Here is a 21,930-nt window from a genome sequence, read left to right on the forward strand (position 1 = left end):
CCCAGGATGAACGGAAACGGCGCCGGCGCGTTTGCGAGCGTCGGACCCGTGATCCTGTTCCTCCCATCCTGTCGTGGTGGGGCTGGAGCGCAACACCATCGCCGCCGCGACCACGCCGGCCCTTCCTCCCGCCCGCCCGGGCGTCAACCCCGTGAACCGCATCGCATGACCAGCGCCTACCCGAAGCGTCCCGATCGTGGTTGGCGCAAGCCCCGCATTCTCGCGGGCCTGCCGAGTTCCCCCCTCGCCCTGGTGCTCATCGGCATCGCGGTAGCGGCCGGCATCGGAAACTATCTGGCCGGTGAGGCCAGCCGCACCGAAGCGGCGCGCCAGCACGCGATCCTCAGCGAGAGCGAGCGCCTGCTGTCGAACATGGTCGAGCTCGAGACCGGCATGCGCGGCTACGTGCTGTTTGGTGAGGAACCCTACCTCGAGCCCTATCAGGCGGCCCAGAACACCATCGACGGGCAGCTCGATACCATCGAGACCCTGACGAAGCAGACCGATGCCCAGGCGCCCGAACACATGCGCGACCTGCGCCGTTTCGTGGAAGCGAAGCGGAACTACGCCGCCCACGTCATCGACCTGCGCCGGAACCGGGGCTACGACGCGGCCGTCTCGCTGGCTCGCCTGGGGGAGGGCAAGCGCACCATGGACGGCGTGCGGGGGGCCGCCAAGGGTGTCCAGAACCACGCTACCGCTGTCCTCGCCGTCAGCGAGGAGCGGGACCGGGTGCTCTCACTCGTGCTGCTGCTGGTGTCGATCGCCTCGGCCCTGGGTGCGGTCGGGCTGCTCGGGCGCCTCGCCTTGGTACGCCGTCGCGACGAGCAGCGCACCGCCGCCCTCCTCGACGGCGTCTTCGCCAACGCACCCGTCGGCCTCGGCTTCCTCGACCGTGACCTGACGATTCAGAACATGAACCGGGCGCTCGCCACCATGAATGAGCGCGGATTCGGCGCCGATCTCGGTGCGCCGATCTGGGCGAACGTACCGACGCTGCAGGAGCAGCTCATCCCGAAGCTCAAAGCCGCCCGCGACGAGGGCTTGGTGACCACCAACGTCGACGTGGCGGTGCCCACCCCGAGCGCACCACGCGGGGTGCGCCACTTCCAGATGAGCTTCTATCCCCTGCGCGGACGGACCGGCTCCGCACGCACCGGCGGCGCCCAGGCCGACGGCGTCGGACTCGTGGTCTCGGACGAAACCCTGCGCAAGCTCTCCGAGGAGCGCATGCGCCACAGCGAGGAGCGCTTCCGCTCCCTCACCGAGGCCACCACCGCCATCGTCTGGACGACCAATCCGGAAGGCGGATTCGAGGTGACCCCCTCCGAATGGACCCGCTTCACCGGTCAGACGCCCCAGGAGGCCGCCGGAGCCGGATGGCTGGGCTCGATTCATCCCGACGACCGCGAACGCACCAACGCGGCTTGGCTGCAGGCCCTGGAAACCCTCGCGCCCTACGAGATCGAGCACCGTGTCCGCCGCCAGGACGGGGTGTGGCGGATCATGTCGGCCCGTGCCGTCCCGATCCTGGAAGAGAACGGCAGCATCCGCGAATGGGTCGGCACCCATTCCGACGTCACCGCCCGCAAGGAAGCGGAACTCGCCCTGGAGGCCGCCAAGGAGGCGGCCGAGGAGGCCAACCGCGCCAAGAGCCAGTTCCTGGCCAACATGAGCCACGAGTTGCGGACCCCGCTCTCGGCGGTGATCGGCTATTCCGAGATGCTGCAGGAGGAGATCGAGGATCTCGGCGAGGAGGGACTCCTCGCCGACATGCGCAAGATCGAGGCGAACGCCCGCCACCTGCTGGGCCTCATCAACGATGTCCTCGACCTTTCGAAGATCGAGGCCGAGCGCATGGAGATCTATGCCGAGGCCTTCCCGGTAGCCGAGACCGTGCGCGACGTCGCCGCCACCGTGGAATCGCTGGTCGACAAGAAGGGCAACAGCCTGGCCCTCGAGATCGCGGACGACCTCGGCGAGGCGCAGACCGACCAAACTAAGCTGCGCCAGTGCCTCATCAACCTCCTGAGCAATGCGGCGAAGTTCACCGAGGCCGGGCGCATCACCCTGGGGGTCACCCGCACGGCGCGCGAGGGGGCCAACTGGCTCGTCTTCCGCGTGACGGACACCGGTATCGGCATGACCCCCGAGCAGCAGGCCAAGCTGTTCCAGCGCTTCACCCAAGCCGACGCCTCGACCACCCGCCGGTTCGGCGGCACCGGCCTCGGCCTCGCCATCACCCGCGCCTTCGCCGAGATGCTGGGTGGCCGCATTGAGGTGGAGAGCGAGGAGGGAGCCGGCACGACCTTCACCCTGGCGGTGCCGGCGACCTACGTGCCTCCAAACCCGCTCGCGGCGGCTCATCAGGACCACGACTCTCTTCACCGGACCGGCGAGGCACGACCGATCGCCGGCGGCCATGTCCTGATCATCGACGACGACGCCGCGACGCGCGATCTCCTGGCGCGCTTCCTGGAACGCGACGGCTTCACCGTGGCCACCGCCCGTGACGGGCGCGAGGGCGTGGAGCGGGCTCGCGAGCTCAAGCCCCGGGTGATCCTCCTCGACGTGACGATGCCGCGCATGGATGGCTGGTCGGTGCTGCGTACCCTGCGGGCCGACCCGGAACTCGGCGCGACCCCGATCATCATGGTGACGGTGCTCGACGAGCAGAACCTCGCCTTCTCGCTGGGCGCCACCGACTACCTGCAGAAGCCGATTGAGTGGGGCCAGCTCAAGTCGGCCATGGAGCGGTTCAAGCCCTCCGAGCACAAGGGCCCGGTGCTGATCATCGATGACGATCCGGATGCCCGCGAGCGCCTCTCCGCGATGCTGACCCGCGAGGGCTGGCGCGTCGCCTCGGCCGAGAACGGCGTGGCCGGCCTGGAGGCGACGGCGGCCAAGAAGCCCTGCCTCATCCTCCTCGACCTGATGATGCCGGAGATGGACGGCTTCGGCTTTCTGAGAGCCTTGCGCGAGCAGGCCGAGTGGCGCGATATCCCGGTCGTCGTCCTCACCGCCAAGGACATCACGGCCGACGACCGCAGGCGGCTCGCGGGGCGTGCGGATCGGGTCCTGCAGAAGGGCGGCCTGAGCCTGACGGATCTGGCCGAATCCCTACGGCCGCTGGTGGCCCCCGGGGTCTGACGACGCCAGCCCGGCGGGCGCTCCGCGCGCGCTTGCCGGCCCCTGCGGGGCGGCCTATAGCCCTGGACCCACCATGACAGCCGCCCCTCCCAGCTTCCCCCACCGGCACCTGCTCGGGATCGAGGGGCTCACCCGACCCGACATCGAGATCCTCCTCGACCGGGCGGAGGACGCCGTAGCCCTCTCGCGTCAGGTCGAGAAGAAGCGCACCACCTTGCGCGGCCGCACCCAGATCAATCTGTTCTTCGAGCCCTCGACGCGGACGCAGAGTTCCTTCGAGCTCGCCGGCAAGCGCCTTGGAGCCGACGTGATGAACATGTCGGTGGCCTCGTCCTCGGTGAAGAAGGGTGAGACCCTCATCGACACCGCCGCCACCCTCAACGCCATGCGGCCCGATATCATCGTGGTGCGCCATCACGCGGCCGGCGCCGTGCACCTCCTGGCCCGCAAGGTCGACTGTGCGGTGGTCAATGCCGGCGACGGTGCCCACGAGCACCCGACGCAGGCGCTCCTCGACGCGCTGACGATCCGGCGCAACAAGGGCCGGATCGAAGGTTTGCGGGTCGCGATCTGCGGCGACGTCCTGCACAGTCGCGTGGCCCGCTCGAACCTCATCCTGCTGCAGGCCCTCGGTGCGCGGGTCCGGGTGATCGGACCCTCGACCCTGCTGCCCACCGGCATCGAGCGCTTCGGTGTCGAGGTCTTCACCGACATGCGCAAGGGCCTGGAGGGCTGCGACATCGTCATGATGCTGCGCCTGCAGCGCGAGCGCATGAACGGCTCCTTCGTCCCCTCCGTGAAGGAATATTTCCGCTATTTCGGCCTCGATGCCGACAAGCTGCGGCTGGCCGCACCCGACGCCCTCGTGATGCATCCGGGCCCGATGAACCGCGGCGTCGAGATCTCTTCGGAAATCGCCGACGGGGCGCAGTCGCTCATCAGAGAGCAGGTCGAGATGGGCGTGGCCGTTCGCATGGCGGTGCTGGAAGCCCTGGCGACGCATCTGCCGAACGCGTGAGGCGGCTGCGGCGTCTGCCCGCCTACAGGCTGAGCAGCGCCCCCTCCACCTCCGGCACCTCCTCCGAGAATACCACCCGCGCGCCATCGAGTCGGGCCTTTCCGCCCGCGACGAGAGCCAGGGCTTGGGGATAGAGCCGGTGCTCCTGCACCAGGATCCGAGCGGCGAGGGCGTCGGAATCGTCGCCGGGCCGGACCGGCACGGCCCCCTGCGCGATGATGGGGCCGGCATCGAGCTCGGGCACGACGTAATGCACGGTGCAGCCATGCAGCCGCACCCCGGCGGCGAGCGCCTGTTCATGGGTCTGCACGCCCTTGAACAACGGCAGCAGGGAGGGATGGATGTTGATCATCCGGCCGGCCCAGGTCTCGACGAACCCGGCGGTGAAGATCCGCATGAATCCGGCGAGACACACGAGGTCGATGCCGGCCGCCTCCAATTCGGCGTTCAGCGCGGCGTCGAAGGCCTCCCGGCTCGAATAGGCCCTGTGATCGAGGGCACGGGTCGGGATGCCACGCTCGGCGGCGTAGGTCAGGCCGGGCGCTTCGGGCCGGTTGGATGCCACCAGCACGATCTCGGCGGGGTAATCCGGCGCCTCGGCCGCCGCGATCAGCGAAGCCATGTTCGAGCCGCGCCCCGAAATGAGGATCGCGACGCGGGTCTTGCCTCCGACCGATGATGTCTGCGCGGCCGCCATCAGAAGGCGAGCCGGCCTTCGAAGGTCACGGGCTCGGCCCCACGCGGGGTGATGCGGCCGAGGCGGACCGGGGAGGCGCCACCAAGGTCGAGGGCCTTCGACACGGCGCTCACGCTCTCGGGTGCCACCACCACGACCATCCCGATGCCGCAGTTGAAGGTGCGCAGCATCTCGGATTCGGCAACTCCGCCGACCTCCGACAGCCAGCCGAAGACCGGGGGCGGGATGATCGCGTCGAGGTCGATGCTGATGCCGACGCCGTCGGGCAGCACCCGGGGCAGGTTGTCAGGGAAACCGCCGCCGGTGATGTGGGCGAGGGCCTTGATCCCATCGGTGGTGCGCAGGGCCGCCAGCAGCGGCTTGACGTAGATCTGGGTTGGCTCCAGCAGGGCCTCGCCGAGGGTCCGGGTAGGCTCGAAGGGCGCGGGATCATCGTAGGACAGGCCGCTCTTCTCGACGATGCGGCGCACCAGCGAAAAGCCGTTGGAATGGACGCCCGAGGACGGCAGGCCCAGGACGACATCGCCGGGCACGATGTTGCCGCGCGGCAGCAGGGTCCCGCGCTCGGCCGCCCCGACGCTGAAGCCGGCCAGATCGTAATCGGAGCCGTCGTAGAGGCCCGGCATCTCGGCAGTCTCGCCACCGATCAGCGCACAGCCGGCGAGCCGGCACCCGGCCGCAATGCCGCGCACGATGTCGGCGCCCACCCCCGGCACCAGCTTGGCGGTAGCGAAATAGTCGAGGAAGAACAGCGGCTCGGCGCCCTGTACGATGATGTCGTTGACGCACATAGCCACGAGATCGATGCCGATGGTGTCGTGCCGGTTCGTCTCGATGGCAATCTTTACCTTGGTGCCGACGCCGTCATTGGCCGCCACCAGGATCGGATCCTTGAAACCTGCGGCCTTCAGATCGAACAGGCCGCCGAACCCGCCGATCTCGGCATCCGCCCCCGGCCGGCGCGTGGCGCGCACCAGCGGCTTGATCGTCTCGACCATGGCGTTGCCGGCATCGATGTCGACGCCCGCGTCCGCGTAGGTCATTCCGTGTCTGGGCTCGCCGGTCATCCGCGCCGCTCTCCGAAGGTCCGTGTTCCGCGACCTCTAACCGCTCCCGCGCGCCTTCGCGAGTCCGTCCTCGCAGCGAGCGCATCGCAGGTCGCGGGGATTCGCACCGAGGTCCGCAGCCGAGGCTCCGACAGCGGCGCACGCGAAACGTCGGCATGCGCCCTGCAGCCTTGACCGCGTCCCCTCCCGTTCCCACTGTTGATCCGCGAACGGCGACGTCGCGCACACGACGATTGGGACGGGGAACGGCCGATGCGCGGCAGGGCGATGATCGGGCTGATGGCCTTCGTGGGCGTCGCCCTCCTGCTCTATCTGCTCGCCGACGTCATGCTGCCCTTCGTAGCGGGCCTCGCGTTGGCCTACCTCCTCGACCCGATCGCGGACCGACTCGAGCGCCTCGGGCTCGGGCGGCTCTCGGCCTCGCTCCTCATCCTCGCGGTCTTCGTCGTCGGGCTCGTGGTGGCCCTGCTTCTCGTGGTGCCGCTCGCCGCCAATCAGGTCTCCGCCCTCGTGGCGACTCTGCCCGGCATGGTCTCGCGGCTGCAGGGCATCCTCGCCGAACGGGCCGGCCCACTGCTGCAGCGGGTGGGAGGCGCCGACGTGCTCACCGATCTGCAGTCGCAGGTCGGCACCTTGGTGGGACAGGGCGGCACCTGGTTCCTGACCTTCCTGAAATCCTTGTGGTCGGGCAGCCAAGCGCTGATTTCCATCGCGTCGCTCCTCGTCGTCACGCCCGTGGTGGCATTCTACCTCCTCGTCGATTGGGACCGGATGATCGCGACCCTCGACGGCTGGGTGCCTCCCCGGCATCGCCCGGTGGTCCGGCGCCTCGGGCGCGAGATCGACGGGGCGGTGACGGGGTTCGTCCGCGGGCAGACCCTGGTCTGCCTCATCCTCGGCACCTTCTACGCCGTCGGCCTCTTCTTCGTCGGATTGAACTTCGGCGTCCTCATCGGCTTGATCGCCGGCTTCCTCACCTTCATCCCCTACGTGGGGACGCTGACCGGCTTCCTGCTCTCGGTCGGGGTCGCCCTGGCGCAGTTCTGGCCAGGTTCCGACTGGCTGCATATCGGCCTGACCATCGGGGTGTTCGTGGTGGGACAGTTCCTCGAAGGCAACATTATCTCGCCCAAGCTCGTGGGCGAATCGGTGGGTCTTCACCCGGTCTGGTTGATGTTCGCACTCCTCGCCTTCGGCTCGCTGTTCGGATTCCTCGGGCTGTTGCTGGCCGTTCCGGTGGCGGCGTCCATCGGCGTGCTGGTCCGCTTCGTCCTAGAGCGTTACCTCCAGAGTCCGCTCTACTACGCGGACGCACCCGCGCTCCTGTCGAAGCCTGAACCCTGAATGGCAACCCGCGACACCGTCCCCCCGAAGCAGCTGGCCTTCGACCTGCCGGCCGACCCGCGCTACGGCCGCGAGGACTTCCTCGTAGGCCCGGCCAACGAGGCCGCCTATACGCTGGTCGAGGCTTGGCCCAACTGGCCCGACACGGTGTGCCTGCTCACCGGACCACCGGGGAGCGGCAAGAGCCATCTCGCCTCGATCTGGGCGACCCGCTCCCACGCCTGGACGGCCCAGGCTTCGGAGATCACCGCCGCTACGGTGCCGCGCTTCCTCTCCAACGGCGCCCTGGTGATCGAGGACATCGACCGAGTGGGAGCGGACGGGAGCGCGCCCCGCGACGAGGCGGCCCTGTTCCACCTCCTCAACCTCGCGCGCGAACGGGGCTGCCCGGTGCTGGTCACTTCCGCCACCTCGGTGGAGGGGCTGGGCCTAGCGACGGCGGACCTGCGTTCCCGCCTGCGCCTCGCCCCCGGCGCCACCATCCTGCCCCCGGACGACGCCCTGTTGCGCGCGGTCCTCGTCAAGCTGTTCGTCGACCGGCAGTTGGTGGTGGATCTCGCCATCGTGGAGGCTCTGGCCCTGCGGATCGACCGCTCCCTCGGGCGCGCCCGAGAAGTGGTCACCGCCCTGGACCGGGATGCCCTCAGCCGGGGTCGACGCATCACCAAGCCACTGGCGCTGGCAGTGCTGGAGCGCCTCGGCTTCGGGGCCGAAGAACCGGAGGACGAGGACGAGACGGATCCCGGGGATCATGCCCCGATCTGACGGCGGCCTGGCTACACGACCAACGGCCGAAGACCGTCATGCAACCGTCACAAACGCCGGCCCGGCCCATGCTACGACGCCGACCCTCGAAGACCTGTAGGAGACGAACTCTTGGCGGACATGGACTCGGACACGACCGCATCGGATGCCGGAACCCCGCGTGTCACCGAGGGCCGCACGCGGGCTGCCCGGCCCGCCGCCCGGCGGACCGGGCAGCCCGCAGCGGTAGCCTCCAAACCTCAGCCGGGGAAGCCGATCCGGGACACGCTCGCGGATGCCAAGGCGCCCGTATCCAATGCCCTGCCCGATGCCGATCTCGACCTGCCGCCTCCCGGAGACCTGCCGCTCTCTCCCGCCGACGGCCTCCCAGGTGCGGAGGCGCGTGATTCCGTGCGGGAGGCAGGGCTCGCCCTGCGCCACTCGCCCGAGCGCTTCGTCAACCGCGAACTGTCCTGGCTCCAGTTCAATCGCCGGGTGCTGGAGGAGGCCTCGAACGCCAACCACCCCCTCCTGGAGCAGGTCCGGTTCCTCTCAATCTCGGCCAACAACCTCGACGAATTCTTCATGGTGCGCGTCGCTGGCCTGCACGACCAGGTTCGTGCCGGTCTCGTCCTGCCCTCGCAGGACGGCCTGACCCCGGCCGAGCAGCTGGCGCGGGTGGGGACCGAGGTCTCTCGCCTCGCCCTCGACCAGCAGGCGCGCTGGCGCGAGCTGCGCGGTGAACTTCTCGGCGTTGGCATCGAGCTCATGGAACCCGCGGGCCTGACCCAGGATCACAAGGCGTGGCTGGAGGACTACTTCCTCAACCACGTCTTTCCGGTCCTGACGCCGCTCGCCATCGATCCGGCGCACCCGTTCCCGTTCATCCCGAATCTCGGCTCCACCATCGCACTGATGCTGGTGCGCCCCCGCGACGGCCGGACCCTGCGCGCGTTGATCCGTCTGCCGGCGGTGCTCGACCGCTTCGTGCGCCTGCCGGATGCCGAGAACGATGCGACCGCCCGCTTCATCGCCATCGAGCAGGTCATCGTGCTGTTCACCGGGCGGCTCTTCCCCGGCTATGCCTTGCGCGGACAGGGCGCGTTCCGCGTCATCCGCGACTCGGACCTCGAGATCGAGGAGGAGGCCGAGGATCTCGTCCTGCATTTCGAGACGGCCCTCAAGCAGCGCCGCCGCGGCGTCGTCATCCGGCTGGAGGTCGAGGCCGGGATGCCCGAGGACCTGCGTGCCTTCGTGGCCGACGAGCTCGAGATCAGCAGCGACGCGGTGATCTTCGTGGAGGGGATGCTCGCCCTCAACGAGCTGTCGCAGATCGTCGGCATCGATCGGCCGGACCTGAAGTTCAAGTCCTACAACCCCCGCTTCCCCGAGCGCATCCGCGAGAGCGGCGGCGACGTCTTCGCGGCGATCCGACAAAAGGACTTCATCGTCCACCACCCCTACGAATCCTTCGACGCGGTGGTGCAGTTCCTCGCCCAGGCCGCCCGCGACCCCAACGTGGTGGCGATCAAGCAGACGCTCTACCGCACCTCCTCGAACTCGCCGATCGTCGCGGCCCTGGCGGAGGCCGCCGAGCTCGGCAAGTCGGTGACGGCGCTGGTCGAGCTGAAGGCCCGCTTTGACGAGGAGGCCAACATCCGGTGGGCGCGCAACCTGGAGAAGGCCGGCGCGCAGGTCGTGTTCGGCTTCATCGAGCTCAAAACCCATGCCAAGCTGTCGATGGTGGTCCGGCGCGAGGGCGACCGCCTCGTCACCTACTGCCACGTCGGCACCGGCAACTACCATCCGATCACCGCGCGCATTTACACCGACCTGTCCTTCTTTACCGCCGATCCCGCCGTGGCGCGGGACGTCAGCCGGATCTTCAACTTCATCACCGGCTACGCCGAGCCCGCCGAGCTGGAGCGGATGTCGGTCTCGCCGTTGACCCTGAAACCGCGTCTCTTGGAGAACATCGAGGCGGAGGTGGCCCACGCGAAGGCCGGACGCCCCGCCGCGATCTGGATCAAATGCAACTCGCTGGTCGACCAGCAGATCATCGATGCGCTCTACGACGCCTCACAGGCGGGGGTCCAGATCGACTGCGTGGTGCGCGGCATCTGCTGTCTGCGCCCGGGAATCCCGGGGCTGTCGGAGACGATCCGCGTCAAATCGATCGTCGGGCGCTTCCTGGAGCATGGACGCATCTACTGCTTCGGCAACGGTGTCGGGCTGCCCCACCCCAAGGCCGTCGTCTACATCTCGTCAGCCGACCTGATGAGCCGGAATCTCGATCGCCGCGTCGAGGCGCTCCTGCCGATCACCAATCCAACGGTGCATCAGCAGGTGCTGGACCAGATCATGCTGGCCAATCTCCTCGACAACCGCCAAAGCTGGCGTGTACTGGCGTCTGGTGCCAGCGAACGGATCCAACCTGCCGAAGGGGAGGAGCCGTTCAATGCGCACAAGTATTTCATGACGAATCCGAGCCTCTCCGGGCGCGGCAAGTCGTCGAAGAAGTCGAGCCCGCGCGCCCTGAGCCGACGCGCGCAGCGTGGCTGACGGATCGTCCAGAGGAGCCCGCATGGGCCTCGACCCAGCCCGCCCCGCGCCCGTCCAGGGCATCCCCTTGTCCGGGGCCGGGGACCACATCGAGCCGGTGGCGATCATCGACATCGGCTCGAACTCGGTACGGCTTGTCGCCTATGACGGCCTGACCCGGGCGCCCACTCCGCTCTATAACGAGAAGGTGCTGTGCGGCCTCGGCCGCAACGTGCTCTCCACGGGCCGCCTCAACGAGGAGGCGGTGCGCCGGGCACTGGTCGCGCTCGCGCGCTTCCGCGTGCTGTGCGAAACCATGCGCGTGTCGCGCACCTTCGTTCTGGCCACCGCCGCCGCGCGCGACGCCGAGAACGGCCAGGAATTTCTCGCCGCGGCGGAAGCCGCTTGCGGCCAGCGCATCGAACTGCTCTCCGGCCGGCGCGAGGCCGAGCTCTCGGCGCTCGGCGTCATCTCGGGCTTCCACGCGCCCGACGGGGTCGTGGGCGACCTCGGCGGGGGCTCCCTGGAACTGGTGGATGTGCGCGGGGCCACGGTGGGGATGGGCGTGACGATGCCGCTCGGCGGCCTTGCCCTCCAGGATCTCTCGGGTGGCTCGGTCAAGAAGGCCCTCAAGATCGTCCGCGAGAACCTGAAGAAGGCGGCGCCCCAGCTGGAGACCCTGCGCGGGCGCAGCTTCTACGCCGTCGGGGGGACGTGGCGCGCGCTCGCGCGGCTGCACCAATCGGCCCGGGGATACCCGCTGCACGTCATGCACGGCTACAGCGTCGAGCCGTCGGACGAGCTGAACTTCCTCGAAGTGGTGGAGCGCACCGACGCGGCCCTGCTGCAGGATGTGGAGAGCGTCTCCGAAGCGCGCCGTCCCCTCCTCGCTTACGGGGCCGTGGTGCTGGAAGAGATCATCCGGATCGGACGTCCGCGCGAGCTCGCCGTCTCCGCCAGCGGCGTGCGCGAGGGCCTGCTCTACGAGCAGCTCGACCGCGACGCACGCCTTGCCGACCCGCTTCTGGCGGCGGCGGCCGAATTGAACACCTTGCGTGCCCGCTCGCCGGGCCATGCGGAGGACCTCATCACCTGGAGCGACCGCTTCATCGCCAGCCTCGATCAACCGGAGACCGCCGACGAGCGTCGCCTGCGCCACGCAGCCTGCCTCCTGTCCGATATCGGCTGGCGGGCGCACCCGGATTACCGCGGCGAGCAGAGCGTCAACGTGATCACCCACGCGGCTTTCGTCGGGATCGACCATCCAGGCCGGGCCTATCTGGCACTGGCCATCTACTTCCGCCACGAGGGAATCGCCCCCGAGAAGGCGAGCCCGATGCTGCGCAACCTGGCGGGCCCCCGCCTGTTCGAGCGCGCCCGTCTGCTCGGCGCCCTGCTGCGCCTCGCCTTTCCCCTCTCGGCCGGCATAGCGGGAGCCCTCGGGCGGATTTCCGTCACCATCGAGAGTGGCCGGGTGACGCTGACCCTTCCTGCGGACCTGGGTTCCCTTCCCGGTGATCGGATCCTCAACCGGGTGCGCGGTCTCGGTCGCCTGTTCGGCCTCGAAGGCCGGATCGTCGCAGCGGATTGAACCAAAACACAAGCGGAACCGTTTTCCGCGTCCGGCAAGGAGAATTACGGACATGAAGTCACTCTGTGCAGCGGCGGTTCTGGGGCTGACGGTCCTCGGCTCGGTGAGCCCTGTCCTGGCCCAGCCCTACCGCGGATACGAAGACGGCTATCGCGGCCGCGACGACGGATATCGGGGTAGGGACGACGGATATCGCGATCGCGATGGCGATTTCCGGGACCGCGGCCGCGGCTCCGGCCGACGGGACTATGGCTTCGACGAGGCCGAATACCTGCGCTGCAACCCCGATGTCCGCCGGGCCGTCAATCGCGGCCAGATGGAATCCGGCGCCGCACATTATCGGGTCTTCGGCCGTCGGGAAGGTCGGCGCCTGAGCTGCTGACGCACGCGATCGAAGTCGGCAACTCGGGGCGACGTCTCCGAGGGGCCGGCCCCGGTGCTGAGCCCAGGCTCCGTATAACTTCGTTCGGAGGGCACGAGCTGGGAGGCGGCAGCGAGAGCCGCGGCTCCGCCTCGATTAATCTGTCTGTGCGGTCGAGACATCCCCGAGCAAAGACCGGGAGCCGCCGGACCGCCCGGATCGCGGGCTCAAGCCTCTCGCTCGGAACGTGGCGCTCACGACCGGGACCTGCCCCGGTCGGTTCGGGGCGGCCCCTTGAGTCAGAAGGGCCTGACAGCGATGACGTGTTTCCAGGATCATTTTTCGGCCCATGCGGCCGAGTATGCGGCGCACCGACCGACCTAATCAGGGGGGCCCTGGCCGATGCGCTCGCGGATGCCGCGCCGGGGCAGTCCGTGGCCCTCGATTGCGCCTGCGGCACCGGGCAGCTCTCAGTCCTGCTTGCCGATCGATTCGAACACGTCATCGCCACGGATGCGAGCACCGCGCAGGTTGCCCCTGCGAGGCCACATGCCCGCGTCGCCTACAGCGTGGCGCCCGCCCGAGCGGAGCGGTCAGCCGGCGGCGCGCGCGACCTCGTGCCGGTCGCGCAGGCAGCCCACTGGCTCGAACTCCCGACCTTCTACACCGAGGTGCGACGGGTCGCGCATCCTGGCGCTCACCACATACTGGGTGCTGCACATCGATGATGCGGCGATCGATGCCGTGACGCAGCGCTTCTATGGCGGAACCCTCGGCCCCTATTGGCCGCCCGAGCGCCGCCACGTCGAAGACGGCTATCGCACGCTCCCGTTCCCCTTCCCGGCCGTTGCGATGCCAGAACTTGCCATCAGGCTGTCCTGGGGACGCTCCGAGCTGATCAGCTACACGGAGACCTGTTCGGCGGTCCGGGCATTGGAAACGGCGTTGGGCCGGGCGCTCATCACGGCATTCCAAGATGCCCTGGCCGCGGCCTGGGGCGCCCCCACCGTGCAGCGGGACATTCGTTGGCCCCTGTCCGTGCGCGCCGGTCGACTCTGACCGGCGCGAAGGCTGCGGATCAGGTTACTCGCACCGGGAAGATCGATTTCTTCACGATGGCGTGGACGCCCCAATTGCCGTCCACCACCTGGGTGATGCCGAAATCCACCGCGACGGACATGAGGGAGATCGCTTCGTCCTCGGTCAGTCCGTGTCCATGCATCAGGAACCGGCGCATCTTGCGGAAGGCATCGCGCATGGCGAGGTCGATGGAGGATTGGGCGAAGATCGCGGTCTGCGCGTCGGGCCCGAGATCGGCCAGATAGTTCGGGTAGCTGAAGCCCGAGAGCACCCAATCCTCGGCCGTCTCGATCATCGGGAAATCGAGGGTCTCGAGGGCCGTGCCCGGAAGGTCCGCCTTCTTGTGCAGGATGAACTGGAAGGTGCCGGTGAGCGAGCACTCGATGGCGGTGCCGCAGAGTTCGGAATCGCCCTGGCTCGCATGGGGGTCACCCACCGAGAACAGGGCGCCCGGCACGGCGACAGGATAGTAGAGGGTCGCGCCCTTGCCGATGCGCCAGTTGTCGATGTTGCCGCCGGTGTAGCTCGGCGGGATCGAGTTCACCATCTCGGCTTCCTTGGGTGCCAAGCCCATCGTCCCGAAATGCGGTCGGATCGGCACGCGGAAGCCCTTGAGCGCATTGAAATTGCGCTGCGTGCGGGTGTGGTCCACCGGCAGGCCCGGATAGTCGATGGTCGGGTGGTCGACACCGGACGGGTCCGTCACGCCCGGCCAGCGAAAGCTGTAGACCGCCTGTGCCCAGTCGCGCGCGCCCGTGGCATCGACCTCGTAGATCGTCACCACCTCGCGGGGCCGATCACCGGTGATCATGTCCTTGTAGTGGTAACCCCAGTTCGCGGCGGCGTTGCTCCCGAAGGTGCGGCCCTTGAAGGCCGGGTTAGCCGAGGGGCGGGGCATCACGTCCAGGATGCGGACCTCGAGGACATCGCCGGGCTCGGCTCCACGGATCGCCACCGGGCCGGTACAGATATGCACGCCGAGGCCGCCGCCGGGGCCGAATTTGGTGTCCTCCGGGCCGGCCCCGCGCCGGGCGACGCCCTTCTTCTCCTTTGTCCAGAGAAAGACGCTCTCTGCACCGGGATCGCCATTGACCATGCGCTCGGCATCGTCGTTGGCATGGTGCGTCAGGGTTTCGATGGTGACGTAATCGCCGGAATCGATCTCGATCTGCGGTTTCAGGCTGCGGCTGAAATAGCCCCAATGCACGGTCTCGGCCGTGGCCGGCAGGTGGTAATGCGCCGTCCGCTTGGGGCCACGCTGCGCGCTCGCCTGGGCAAGGGCGACACCGGGCAACGTGAGGCCACCGGCCATCAGAGCGGCGGCGCCACCCGAAGCGACGAAGCCGCTTTTCAGGAAGGCCCGCCGCTCCGGTTCGAGGTCGCCCAGCAGGCGCCGCCGGTGCTCGGGAAAGTGGCTACAACTCGGATCGTCACCTTGGCACATCGCGATCTCCCGCCTAACCCATTCAGCAGGAATATTGCATGCAAAGCAGCGGCCACGCTTCCCGGTCCGGAACATTTCGGCAACGAGTCGGACGCTCCTGCGTTTGTTCCTCGGGCGAACGGATTCGTTCGCGTGAGGGGCGCCGACGCACCCGGGCGTCCTCTCCGGTGTCGGCGCCGCTTCTGTACACAGGATGCCAAAACCTTTGACGACGGGTGTCGACCGTTCTCAGCTGCACCAAATCATCGCCGGGCTCTCCGAGGGCGTGATCCTCATCGAGCCCGATCAGCGCATTGCCTGGGCCAATGCGGCCGCCCTCGCGATGCACGGGGCGGCTGACCTCGCCGAACTGGGCGGAACGGTCTCGGCATTTCGCGAGACCTTTGTCCTGCGCTACCGCAACAACCACGTCATCACGCGCACGCCGATCGAGCGCGTTCTCGCCGGCGAGACCTTCGATGAGGTCATCGTCAATGTCCGACGAACGGACCGGCCCGAATTCGATGTGATGCAGCGCATCCGCAGCCTCATCATCAGGGATGCGGCGGGCAAGCCCGATTGCCTCGTGCTGATCCTGGCCGACGTCACCTCGCAATTCGCAGCCGAAGAACGTTTCGAGAAGACATTCAACGCGAACCCGGCACCGGCCGTGATCTGCCGGCTGTCAGACCTCCGCCACGTGAAGGTCAATCTCGGCTTCCTGGAAATGACGGGCTATCGCAGCGCGGACATCATCGGGCGCAGCGTCTATGAGGTCGACGTGCTCAACGAGGCCCGCAGCCGGGACTTGGCCATCGCACGCCTCAACGCGGGCGAGACGATCCCGCAGATGGAGGCCTGCCTGCGTTTGCCCGACGGCGGTACCCGGTTCGTCATCGTGGCAGGCCAGCCCATCGACATGGGCGACGAGCCCTGCATGCTCTTCACCTTCGCCGATCTTGAATTGCGCAAGAAGGCCGAGACAGCCCTGCGCCACAGCGAGGAGCGCTTCGCGACGGCGTTCCGCCTCACGCCCGTTCCGACTCTGCTGTGTCGGGCCGATGGCCTCGCCGTGATCGGAATCAACCAAGCCTTCACGCGGACCTTCGGTCATGCGGAGGACGCCGTGGTGGGGCACGAACTCGATGCGATCGGCCTTTGGGCCAACGGCGCTCAGCGCGAGCGCTTCGGCCATGACCTTGCCGCGCAAGGCAGCGTTCTCGGCTTCGAGGCCTGCCTGCGCAGCCGCGATGGAATCGATCTCGACTGCCTCGTCTCGGCCGAGAGCGTCACCATCGGCGACGAACCCTGTCTCCTCGCGGTGCTGCAGGACATCAGCGATCGCAAGCGCTCCGAGCGTGAATTGTTCGATGCGATCGAGACCGTGATGGCCGACACCTCGTGGTTCAGCCGCGGTCTGATCGACAAGCTCGGCAGCCTGCGTCATCCGAGTTCGTCGGAGCCAGCGCCGGTCAGACCCGACCTCACCCGCCGCGAGGGCGAGGTGCTCCGCCTGATCTGTCAGGGCCTCGGCGACGGCGCCATCGCCAAGCGCCTGGGGCTGACCCCCAACACCGTGCGCAACCACGCTGCCGCACTCTATCGGAAGCTCGGCATTCATCGCCGCGGCGAGGCCATCATCTGGGGACGGGACAACGGCTTCGCGTCGTAGGTCGCGGCCGCGTCTCTGCCCGAGCCGCCGCGTCCGTTTCGGATCAGCTCCCTCGGCAAAGAACCGCCCGCTCCCTGTTGGAAGCGGGCGGTTCTCGAGGTCCCCGGCGGGGGTGCCCTGGAGCCGATGCTAGAGCGCCGCTCGAATCGCCGCGGCGATGCGCTTCAGGCCGGCCTCGACTTGACCGCCCTTGATATGGACGCGCAGGGCCCGGCGTCTGCGCTCGGCCAGAACCGCGAAATCGCCCCGGGCCTGGGCCGCTACCACCGTGGCGAAACCGAGGCTGCGACCGGGAATCGCGAGATCCGCCGAGGGATCGGCCGTGATCTGCAGGAACACGCCGGTATCGGGCCCGCCCTTGTAGGCCTGACCGGTGGAGTGCAGGAAGCGCGGCCCGAATTCGAGACAAGTGGCGAGGCGGCGCGTGTCGCGCAGCGCCACCCGGGCCTCCTGCAGGATCGCGTGGTGGCCGGGATTGCGCGCCACATAGGCCAGGAGCGCGACGTAGTCGCCGTCCTTCGCCCGGGCGAGATGGGCCGCGATGGCCGCCTCGAGCCCTTCGGTGGCCCGGGGCAGGGCGCCGGCATTGCCCGCATCCGCGTAGAGGGCCATCGTCTCGTCGGCGAAGATCGGCGTCTCGCCCGGCAGGGCACCGCTCTTCTCGGCCGCATCGAACAGCTTCTTCGTCTCGATCTTGCTCGCCTCGACGTCGGGCTGGTCGAAGGGATTGATACCGAGCATCGCGCCCGCGACCGCCGTGGCGATCTCGAAGCGGAAGAATTCCTGTGGCAGCTGCTCCTCGTTGGCCAGGGTGATGTGCGCCACCGGGTGGCCTTCTCGCTCGAGGTTGCGCACCGCCTCGTCCTGGTGAGGATCGGCGCGGCCGTCGAGTCGCAGGTAGACGAAGAAGCGGTCGCGGCCGTAGACGGCGGGTACGTCGACGGGCTCGCCGTCGATGGGGATCAGGCCCTTGCCCGCCTTGCCGGTGGATTCGGCGATGAGTTGCTCGGCCCAGGCGCCGAAGGTGTCGATGCCGGGGGACGCGACGATCGTGACCTTGTCACGGCCAGCGCTCAGCGCAGCCGCCCCCATGGCGGTGCCGAGGAGCACGCCCGGGTTCTGGGCAGGCGGCACGGCCGGGCCACAGGAGCGGACCATGGTCCGGGCGGTGTCGAGGAAGGCCCTCACGTCGATACCTGAGGCCGCCGCCGGGACGAGGCCGAACGCCGACAGGACCGAGTAGCGCCCGCCGATCTGCGGCACGCCGTAGAAGATCTTTCGGAAATTGTCCGTTTTCGCGGCCTTTTCCATGGCCGAACCCGGGTCGGTGACGGCGACGAAATGGGCACCGGCCTTGTCGGCCCCCACCGTCTCCCTCATCCGGCCGAGGAAGTAATCCCGGAAGACGTTGGGCTCGAGGGTCGAGCCCGACTTGCTCGCCACGATGAACAGCGTGGTCGGCAGGCTGATCGCGGCCTCCGTCTCGCGGACCTGATCCGGATCGGTGGAGTCGAGAATCCGCAGACGGGGGAAGCCCTCGCGGCTGCCGTAAGTCTCGGCGAGCACTTCCGGGCCGAGGCTCGAGCCGCCCATTCCAAGAACGACGACGTCGCTGAAGCCGCCCGCCCGCACGTCCTCGGCAAAGGCCTCGTAGTCGGCGACATGGTCGAGCTCGTCCTCGACGATGCGCAACCAGCCGAGCCAGCGGTCTTCGTCCGTCCCGCTCCAAACGGTCTTGTCGTGCGCCCAGAGCCGGCGGATCTTGCCGGACGCGCGCCACTCCTCGACCGCCTTCTTGGCGGCGGCGCCGAGCGTCTCGCCCAACACGAGAGTCTGCGCGTCGAGCTTCGGCCCCAGGAAGTCGATGCGCTTGGCCGCCACCGCACTGAGGAGCTTATCGGCGGCGTCGATGAAGAGTTGCACGCCCTCGTCGACCAGGGTGTCGGCGACCGTCTCGATGTGGATGCCGGCCTCGGCGAGGCGCGCCATCACGGCCTGCGCGCCCGAGACGTCGCTCTCGATGGCGGCCTTGACGGTGCCGTGATCGCGGAACGCGTCCATGGTGGCCGGCGGCATGGTGTTGACGGTATCGGGGCCGATCAGCGCCTCGACGTAGAGAACGTCGGAATAAGCCTTGTTCTTCACGCCCGTCGAGGCCCAGAGCAGGCGCTGCGCCTTGGCACCCTTCTGCGCGAGGGCCTGCCATTGCGGCTCGGCGTGGATAGCCTTGTAGCGCTGGTAGGCGAGCTTGGCATTGGCGATGGCGACCTTGCCCTTGAGGTCGTCGAAGCCGCCGGCCTCGTCCAAGGCCTTGTCGACCGCGACATCGATCCGGCTGATGAAGAAGCTCGCAACGCTCGCGACCTTCGACACGTCACCGCCTTTGGCCGCGAAGGCCTGCAGGCCGGCGATGAAGGCGCGGGCCACCGCCTCGTAGGTGTCGACCGAGAACAGAAGTGTGACGTTGATGCTGATGCCGTCCGCGGTCAGGGCCTGGATCGCCGGAATGCCCTCCCGGGTCGCCGGCACCTTCACCATCAGGTTGTCGCGGGCCACCATCGCGTGGAGGCGGCGGGCCTCGGCCAAGGTCTCCTCGGTGTCGAGAGCCAAGTAAGGCGACACCTCAAGACTGACGTAGCCGTCGGCGCCGTCGCTCTCGTCGTAGACCGGGCGCAGCACATCGGCGGCGGCCTGGATGTCGGCCACCGCGCAACCTTCGTAGAGGTCGATGACGCGCGCATCGCCTTGATCCATCACGGATTTCAGGGCGTCGTCGTATTCCGACGATCCGCCGATGGCCTTCTCGAAGATCGAGGGGTTCGAAGTGACGCCACGCAGGCCGTCCTCGTCCACCAAAGCCTTTAGCTTGCCTTGCGCAACGAAGCCGCGGGCGACGAAATCGAGCCACACGGCCTGCCCCTGTTCGGGAAAGAGAGCCTTGAGCGGGTTCATGGGAAACTCCTCGTCGTCCGGGCGCCGGGCGGGGAGCCCCGTCGCCGACATCCATCACCGGTTCTGTGCATCTCCCCCCAACGAGGGGAGGAGAGGATGGTAGGGTGGGGCCGGTCACGCTGACCGGCGGGGGAAGCTGGCGGCGCCGACTCGGCCCTCGGCCCTCCCCCAGAAGGGAAGGGGAAAACGTTCGCGCCGCCTACTTCCTGTGTCGAGCGATCTGATCGCGGGCGGCCTGGAGCACCTTCTCGGGGGTGAAGCCGAACTTCGTCTGCAGGTCCTTGATCGGCGCCGAGGAGCCGAAGGTGTGCATGCCGATGATCGTGCCCGCCGAGCCCGCAAAGCGGTCCCAGCCGATCACCGAGCCCTGCTCGACGGCGACGCGGGCCAGCACCTCGGGGATCAGCACGCTGTTGCGGTAGCCCTCGTCCTGACGCTCGAACAGGTCCCAGGACGGCATCGAGACGACGCGGGCCTTGACGCCCTCTGCCGTCAGCGCCTCGTAGGCCGAGACACAGAGCTGTACCTCCGAGCCCGTGCCGATGAGGATGACCTCTGGCGTTCCCTCGCAATCGGCTAGGACATAGGCCCCCTTGGCGGTGCCGGACGCCGCGGCGTACGTCGACCGGTCCAGGGTCGGCAGCGGCTGGCGGCTCAGCGCCAGCACCGCCGGCTGATCCTTCAGGCTCATGATCACCCGATAGGATTCCGCGACCTCGTTGGCGTCCGCCGGGCGGAGGGTGACGAGCCCCGGGATCGCCCGCAGCGTCAGCAGTTGCTCCACCGGCTGGTGGGTGGGACCATCCTCGCCGACGCCGATCGAATCGTGCGTGAAGACGTGGAAGACCGGCACCTCCATCAAGGCCGCCAAACGGATCGGCGGGCGCATGTAGTCGGCGAAGACCAGGAAGGTGGCGCCGTAGGCGCGCAGACCGACGAGGCCCAGGCCGTTCACGATCGAGCCCATCGCGTGCTCGCGCACACCGAAGTGGATGTTGCGGCCACCCGGTTCGAAGGGTGTCAGAGAGCCGGCTCCCTCGAAGGTGAGATTGGTCTTGTTGGACGGCGCGAGATCGGCCGAGCCGCCCAGCATGAACGGCACGTGCTGCGCGATAGCGTTCAGCACCTTCCCGGAGGACTCACGGGTGGCAAGGCCCTTGGCGTCCGCTTCGAAGACCGGGATGTCCTTGTCCCAGCCGGCCGGCAACCGGCCCTCGAGATAGGCATCGAGTTCCTCGGCATGCACCGGGTCCGCGGCCTTGGCCTCGTGGAAGAAGCCCTCCCAGGTGGCGTAGAGTTCGGCACCGCGCTTGCCGATGCCATTGCGGAAGTTGTCGTAGACCCCGTCGGGCACCAGGAACTGCGCGTCCTCGGGCCAGCCATAGACACGCTTGGCCCCCTTGACCTCGTCCTCGCCGAGCGCGTCCGAGTGGGCCTTGGCGGTGTTCTGCTTCTTGGGCGCGCCGTAGCCGATGATCGAGTTGACGACGATCAACGTCGGGCGGTCGCTGGACTGGAGGAAGGTCTCCAGAGCCGACGAGACCGCGTGGACATCGTTGGCATCGGCCACGCGCAGGACCTGCCAGCCATAGGCAAGGAAGCGGGCCGCGACCTCCTCGGAGAAGGCGAGTTCGGTGTGGCCCTCGATCGTGATGGTGTTGTTGTCGTAGATCCAGCACAGGTTCGACAAACGCAGGTGCCCGGCGATGGAGGCCGCCTCCGAAGCGACGCCTTCCATCAGGTCGCCGTCCGAGCAGATGGCGTAGACGTTGTAGTCGAACAGCGGCAGGTCGGGCCGATTCAGGCGCTCGCCGAGAAAGCGGCCGCCCATCGCCATGCCGACGGAGTTCGCCACGCCCTGACCGAGGGGACCGGTCGTGGTCTCGACGCCGGTGGTGAAGTGGTACTCGGGATGGCCGGGAGTCCGGCTGTCGAGTTGGCGAAAATTCTTGAGGTCGTCGATGGTCAGGGCGGGCGCGTTGCCGCCGTCCTTCTCGGTCACGCCGGCGAGATGGATCAGGCCGTAGAGCAGCATCGAGGCGTGACCGGCCGAGAGCACGAAGCGGTCGCGATTGGGCCAGTGCGGGTGCGCCGGGTCATAGCGCAGGTAGCGGTTCCATAGGGTGTAGGCCACCGGTGCCAGCGCCATAGGGGCGCCGGCATGGCCTGAATTGGCCTTCTGCACCGCGTCGATGGCGAGCGTCCGGAGCGTGTCGATGCTGAGCTTGTCGATCTCGCTCAGGGCCGCGTTCGGCTTGGTATCTGCTCCGCTCATCTCTCGTCGTCCTTC

General features: G+C 68.2%; 15 protein-coding genes. 10 read left to right on the forward strand and 5 right to left on the reverse strand.

Features of this window, described 5'->3' with window-relative positions:
• The first annotated feature begins 165 nt into the window (after window positions 1-165).
• Together ASG63_RS07045 and ASG63_RS07050 are read left to right on the forward strand one after the other, a co-directional pair.
• Window positions 166-3,150: a response regulator gene (locus ASG63_RS07045; RefSeq protein WP_056213527.1), complete on the forward strand. Its 2,985-nt coding sequence runs from the start codon at window positions 166-168 to the stop codon at window positions 3,148-3,150.
• 73 nt (window positions 3,151-3,223) lie between these two features.
• Window positions 3,224-4,168: an aspartate carbamoyltransferase catalytic subunit gene (locus ASG63_RS07050; protein WP_056213529.1), complete on the forward strand. Its 945-nt coding sequence runs from the start codon at window positions 3,224-3,226 to the stop codon at window positions 4,166-4,168.
• A gap of 22 nt (window positions 4,169-4,190) precedes the next feature.
• Here ASG63_RS07050 and purN read toward each other — a convergent pair whose 3' ends face one another.
• Window positions 4,191-4,865, reverse strand: coding sequence for a phosphoribosylglycinamide formyltransferase (gene purN, locus ASG63_RS07055; RefSeq protein ID WP_056213532.1), 675 nt, complete (start codon window positions 4,863-4,865; stop codon window positions 4,191-4,193).
• Window positions 4,865-5,932 (reverse strand): phosphoribosylformylglycinamidine cyclo-ligase, encoded by a 1,068-nt coding sequence (purM, locus tag ASG63_RS07060; RefSeq protein ID WP_056213534.1) that lies wholly within the window; start codon window positions 5,930-5,932, stop codon window positions 4,865-4,867. The genes purN and purM overlap by 1 nt, the downstream gene beginning before the upstream one ends.
• 252 nt (window positions 5,933-6,184) lie before the next feature.
• On the opposite strand from purM, the gene ASG63_RS07065 reads away from it, so the two are divergent.
• From ASG63_RS07065 to ASG63_RS26385, 7 genes are all read left to right on the forward strand, one after another.
• Window positions 6,185-7,276 carry an AI-2E family transporter gene (locus tag ASG63_RS07065; protein ID WP_056213542.1) on the forward strand — a complete coding sequence of 364 codons (1,092 nt, stop codon included), beginning with the start codon at window positions 6,185-6,187 and terminating at the stop codon, window positions 7,274-7,276.
• Window positions 7,277-8,041: a hypothetical protein gene (locus tag ASG63_RS07070; RefSeq protein WP_056213544.1), complete on the forward strand. Its 765-nt coding sequence runs from the start codon at window positions 7,277-7,279 to the stop codon at window positions 8,039-8,041.
• A gap of 120 nt (window positions 8,042-8,161) precedes the next feature.
• Complete coding sequence (locus ASG63_RS07075; RefSeq protein WP_156394106.1) at window positions 8,162-10,582, forward strand: RNA degradosome polyphosphate kinase; 2,421 nt, start codon at window positions 8,162-8,164, stop codon at window positions 10,580-10,582.
• Between the two features lie 22 nt (window positions 10,583-10,604).
• Window positions 10,605-12,152 (forward strand): exopolyphosphatase, encoded by a 1,548-nt coding sequence (gene ppx, locus ASG63_RS07080; protein WP_082559207.1) that lies wholly within the window; start codon window positions 10,605-10,607, stop codon window positions 12,150-12,152.
• Window positions 12,153-12,204: 52 nt separating this feature from the next.
• The gene (locus ASG63_RS07085; protein WP_056213546.1) at window positions 12,205-12,534 is read left to right on the forward strand and encodes a hypothetical protein; all 330 of its coding nucleotides are present in this window, start codon (window positions 12,205-12,207) and stop codon (window positions 12,532-12,534) included.
• A gap of 413 nt (window positions 12,535-12,947) precedes the next feature.
• Window positions 12,948-13,241, forward strand: coding sequence for a methyltransferase domain-containing protein (locus ASG63_RS26380; protein ID WP_244479841.1), 294 nt, complete (start codon window positions 12,948-12,950; stop codon window positions 13,239-13,241).
• Window positions 13,225-13,572 (forward strand): hypothetical protein, encoded by a 348-nt coding sequence (locus ASG63_RS26385; RefSeq protein WP_244479842.1) that lies wholly within the window; start codon window positions 13,225-13,227, stop codon window positions 13,570-13,572. Before ASG63_RS26380 ends, ASG63_RS26385 begins: the two co-directional genes overlap by 17 nt.
• Window positions 13,573-13,591: 19 nt before the next feature.
• Here ASG63_RS26385 and ASG63_RS07095 read toward each other — a convergent pair whose 3' ends face one another.
• Window positions 13,592-15,037: an acetamidase/formamidase family protein gene (locus ASG63_RS07095; protein ID WP_056213548.1), complete on the reverse strand. Its 1,446-nt coding sequence runs from the start codon at window positions 15,035-15,037 to the stop codon at window positions 13,592-13,594.
• A gap of 205 nt (window positions 15,038-15,242) precedes the next feature.
• Between ASG63_RS07095 and ASG63_RS07100 the strand changes: the two genes are divergently transcribed.
• Window positions 15,243-16,688 carry a helix-turn-helix transcriptional regulator gene (locus ASG63_RS07100; RefSeq protein ID WP_056213552.1) on the forward strand — a complete coding sequence of 482 codons (1,446 nt, stop codon included), beginning with the start codon at window positions 15,243-15,245 and terminating at the stop codon, window positions 16,686-16,688.
• 129 nt (window positions 16,689-16,817) lie between these two features.
• On the opposite strand, the gene ASG63_RS07105 is transcribed toward ASG63_RS07100, so the two are convergent.
• Both ASG63_RS07105 and tkt read right to left on the reverse strand, forming a co-directional pair.
• Window positions 16,818-19,640: a bifunctional transaldolase/phosoglucose isomerase gene (locus tag ASG63_RS07105; RefSeq protein WP_056213621.1), complete on the reverse strand. Its 2,823-nt coding sequence runs from the start codon at window positions 19,638-19,640 to the stop codon at window positions 16,818-16,820.
• A 199-nt stretch (window positions 19,641-19,839) separates the two neighbouring features.
• A complete protein-coding gene (gene tkt, locus ASG63_RS07110; RefSeq protein ID WP_056213555.1) occupies window positions 19,840-21,915 on the reverse strand; it encodes a transketolase in 2,076 nt (691 codons plus the stop codon).
• Window positions 21,916-21,930: the final 15 nt, after the last annotated feature.

Origin of the sequence: Methylobacterium sp. Leaf94, from assembly GCF_001426045.1 — a bacterium.
Taxonomy (GTDB): Bacteria; Pseudomonadota; Alphaproteobacteria; order Rhizobiales; family Beijerinckiaceae; genus Methylobacterium.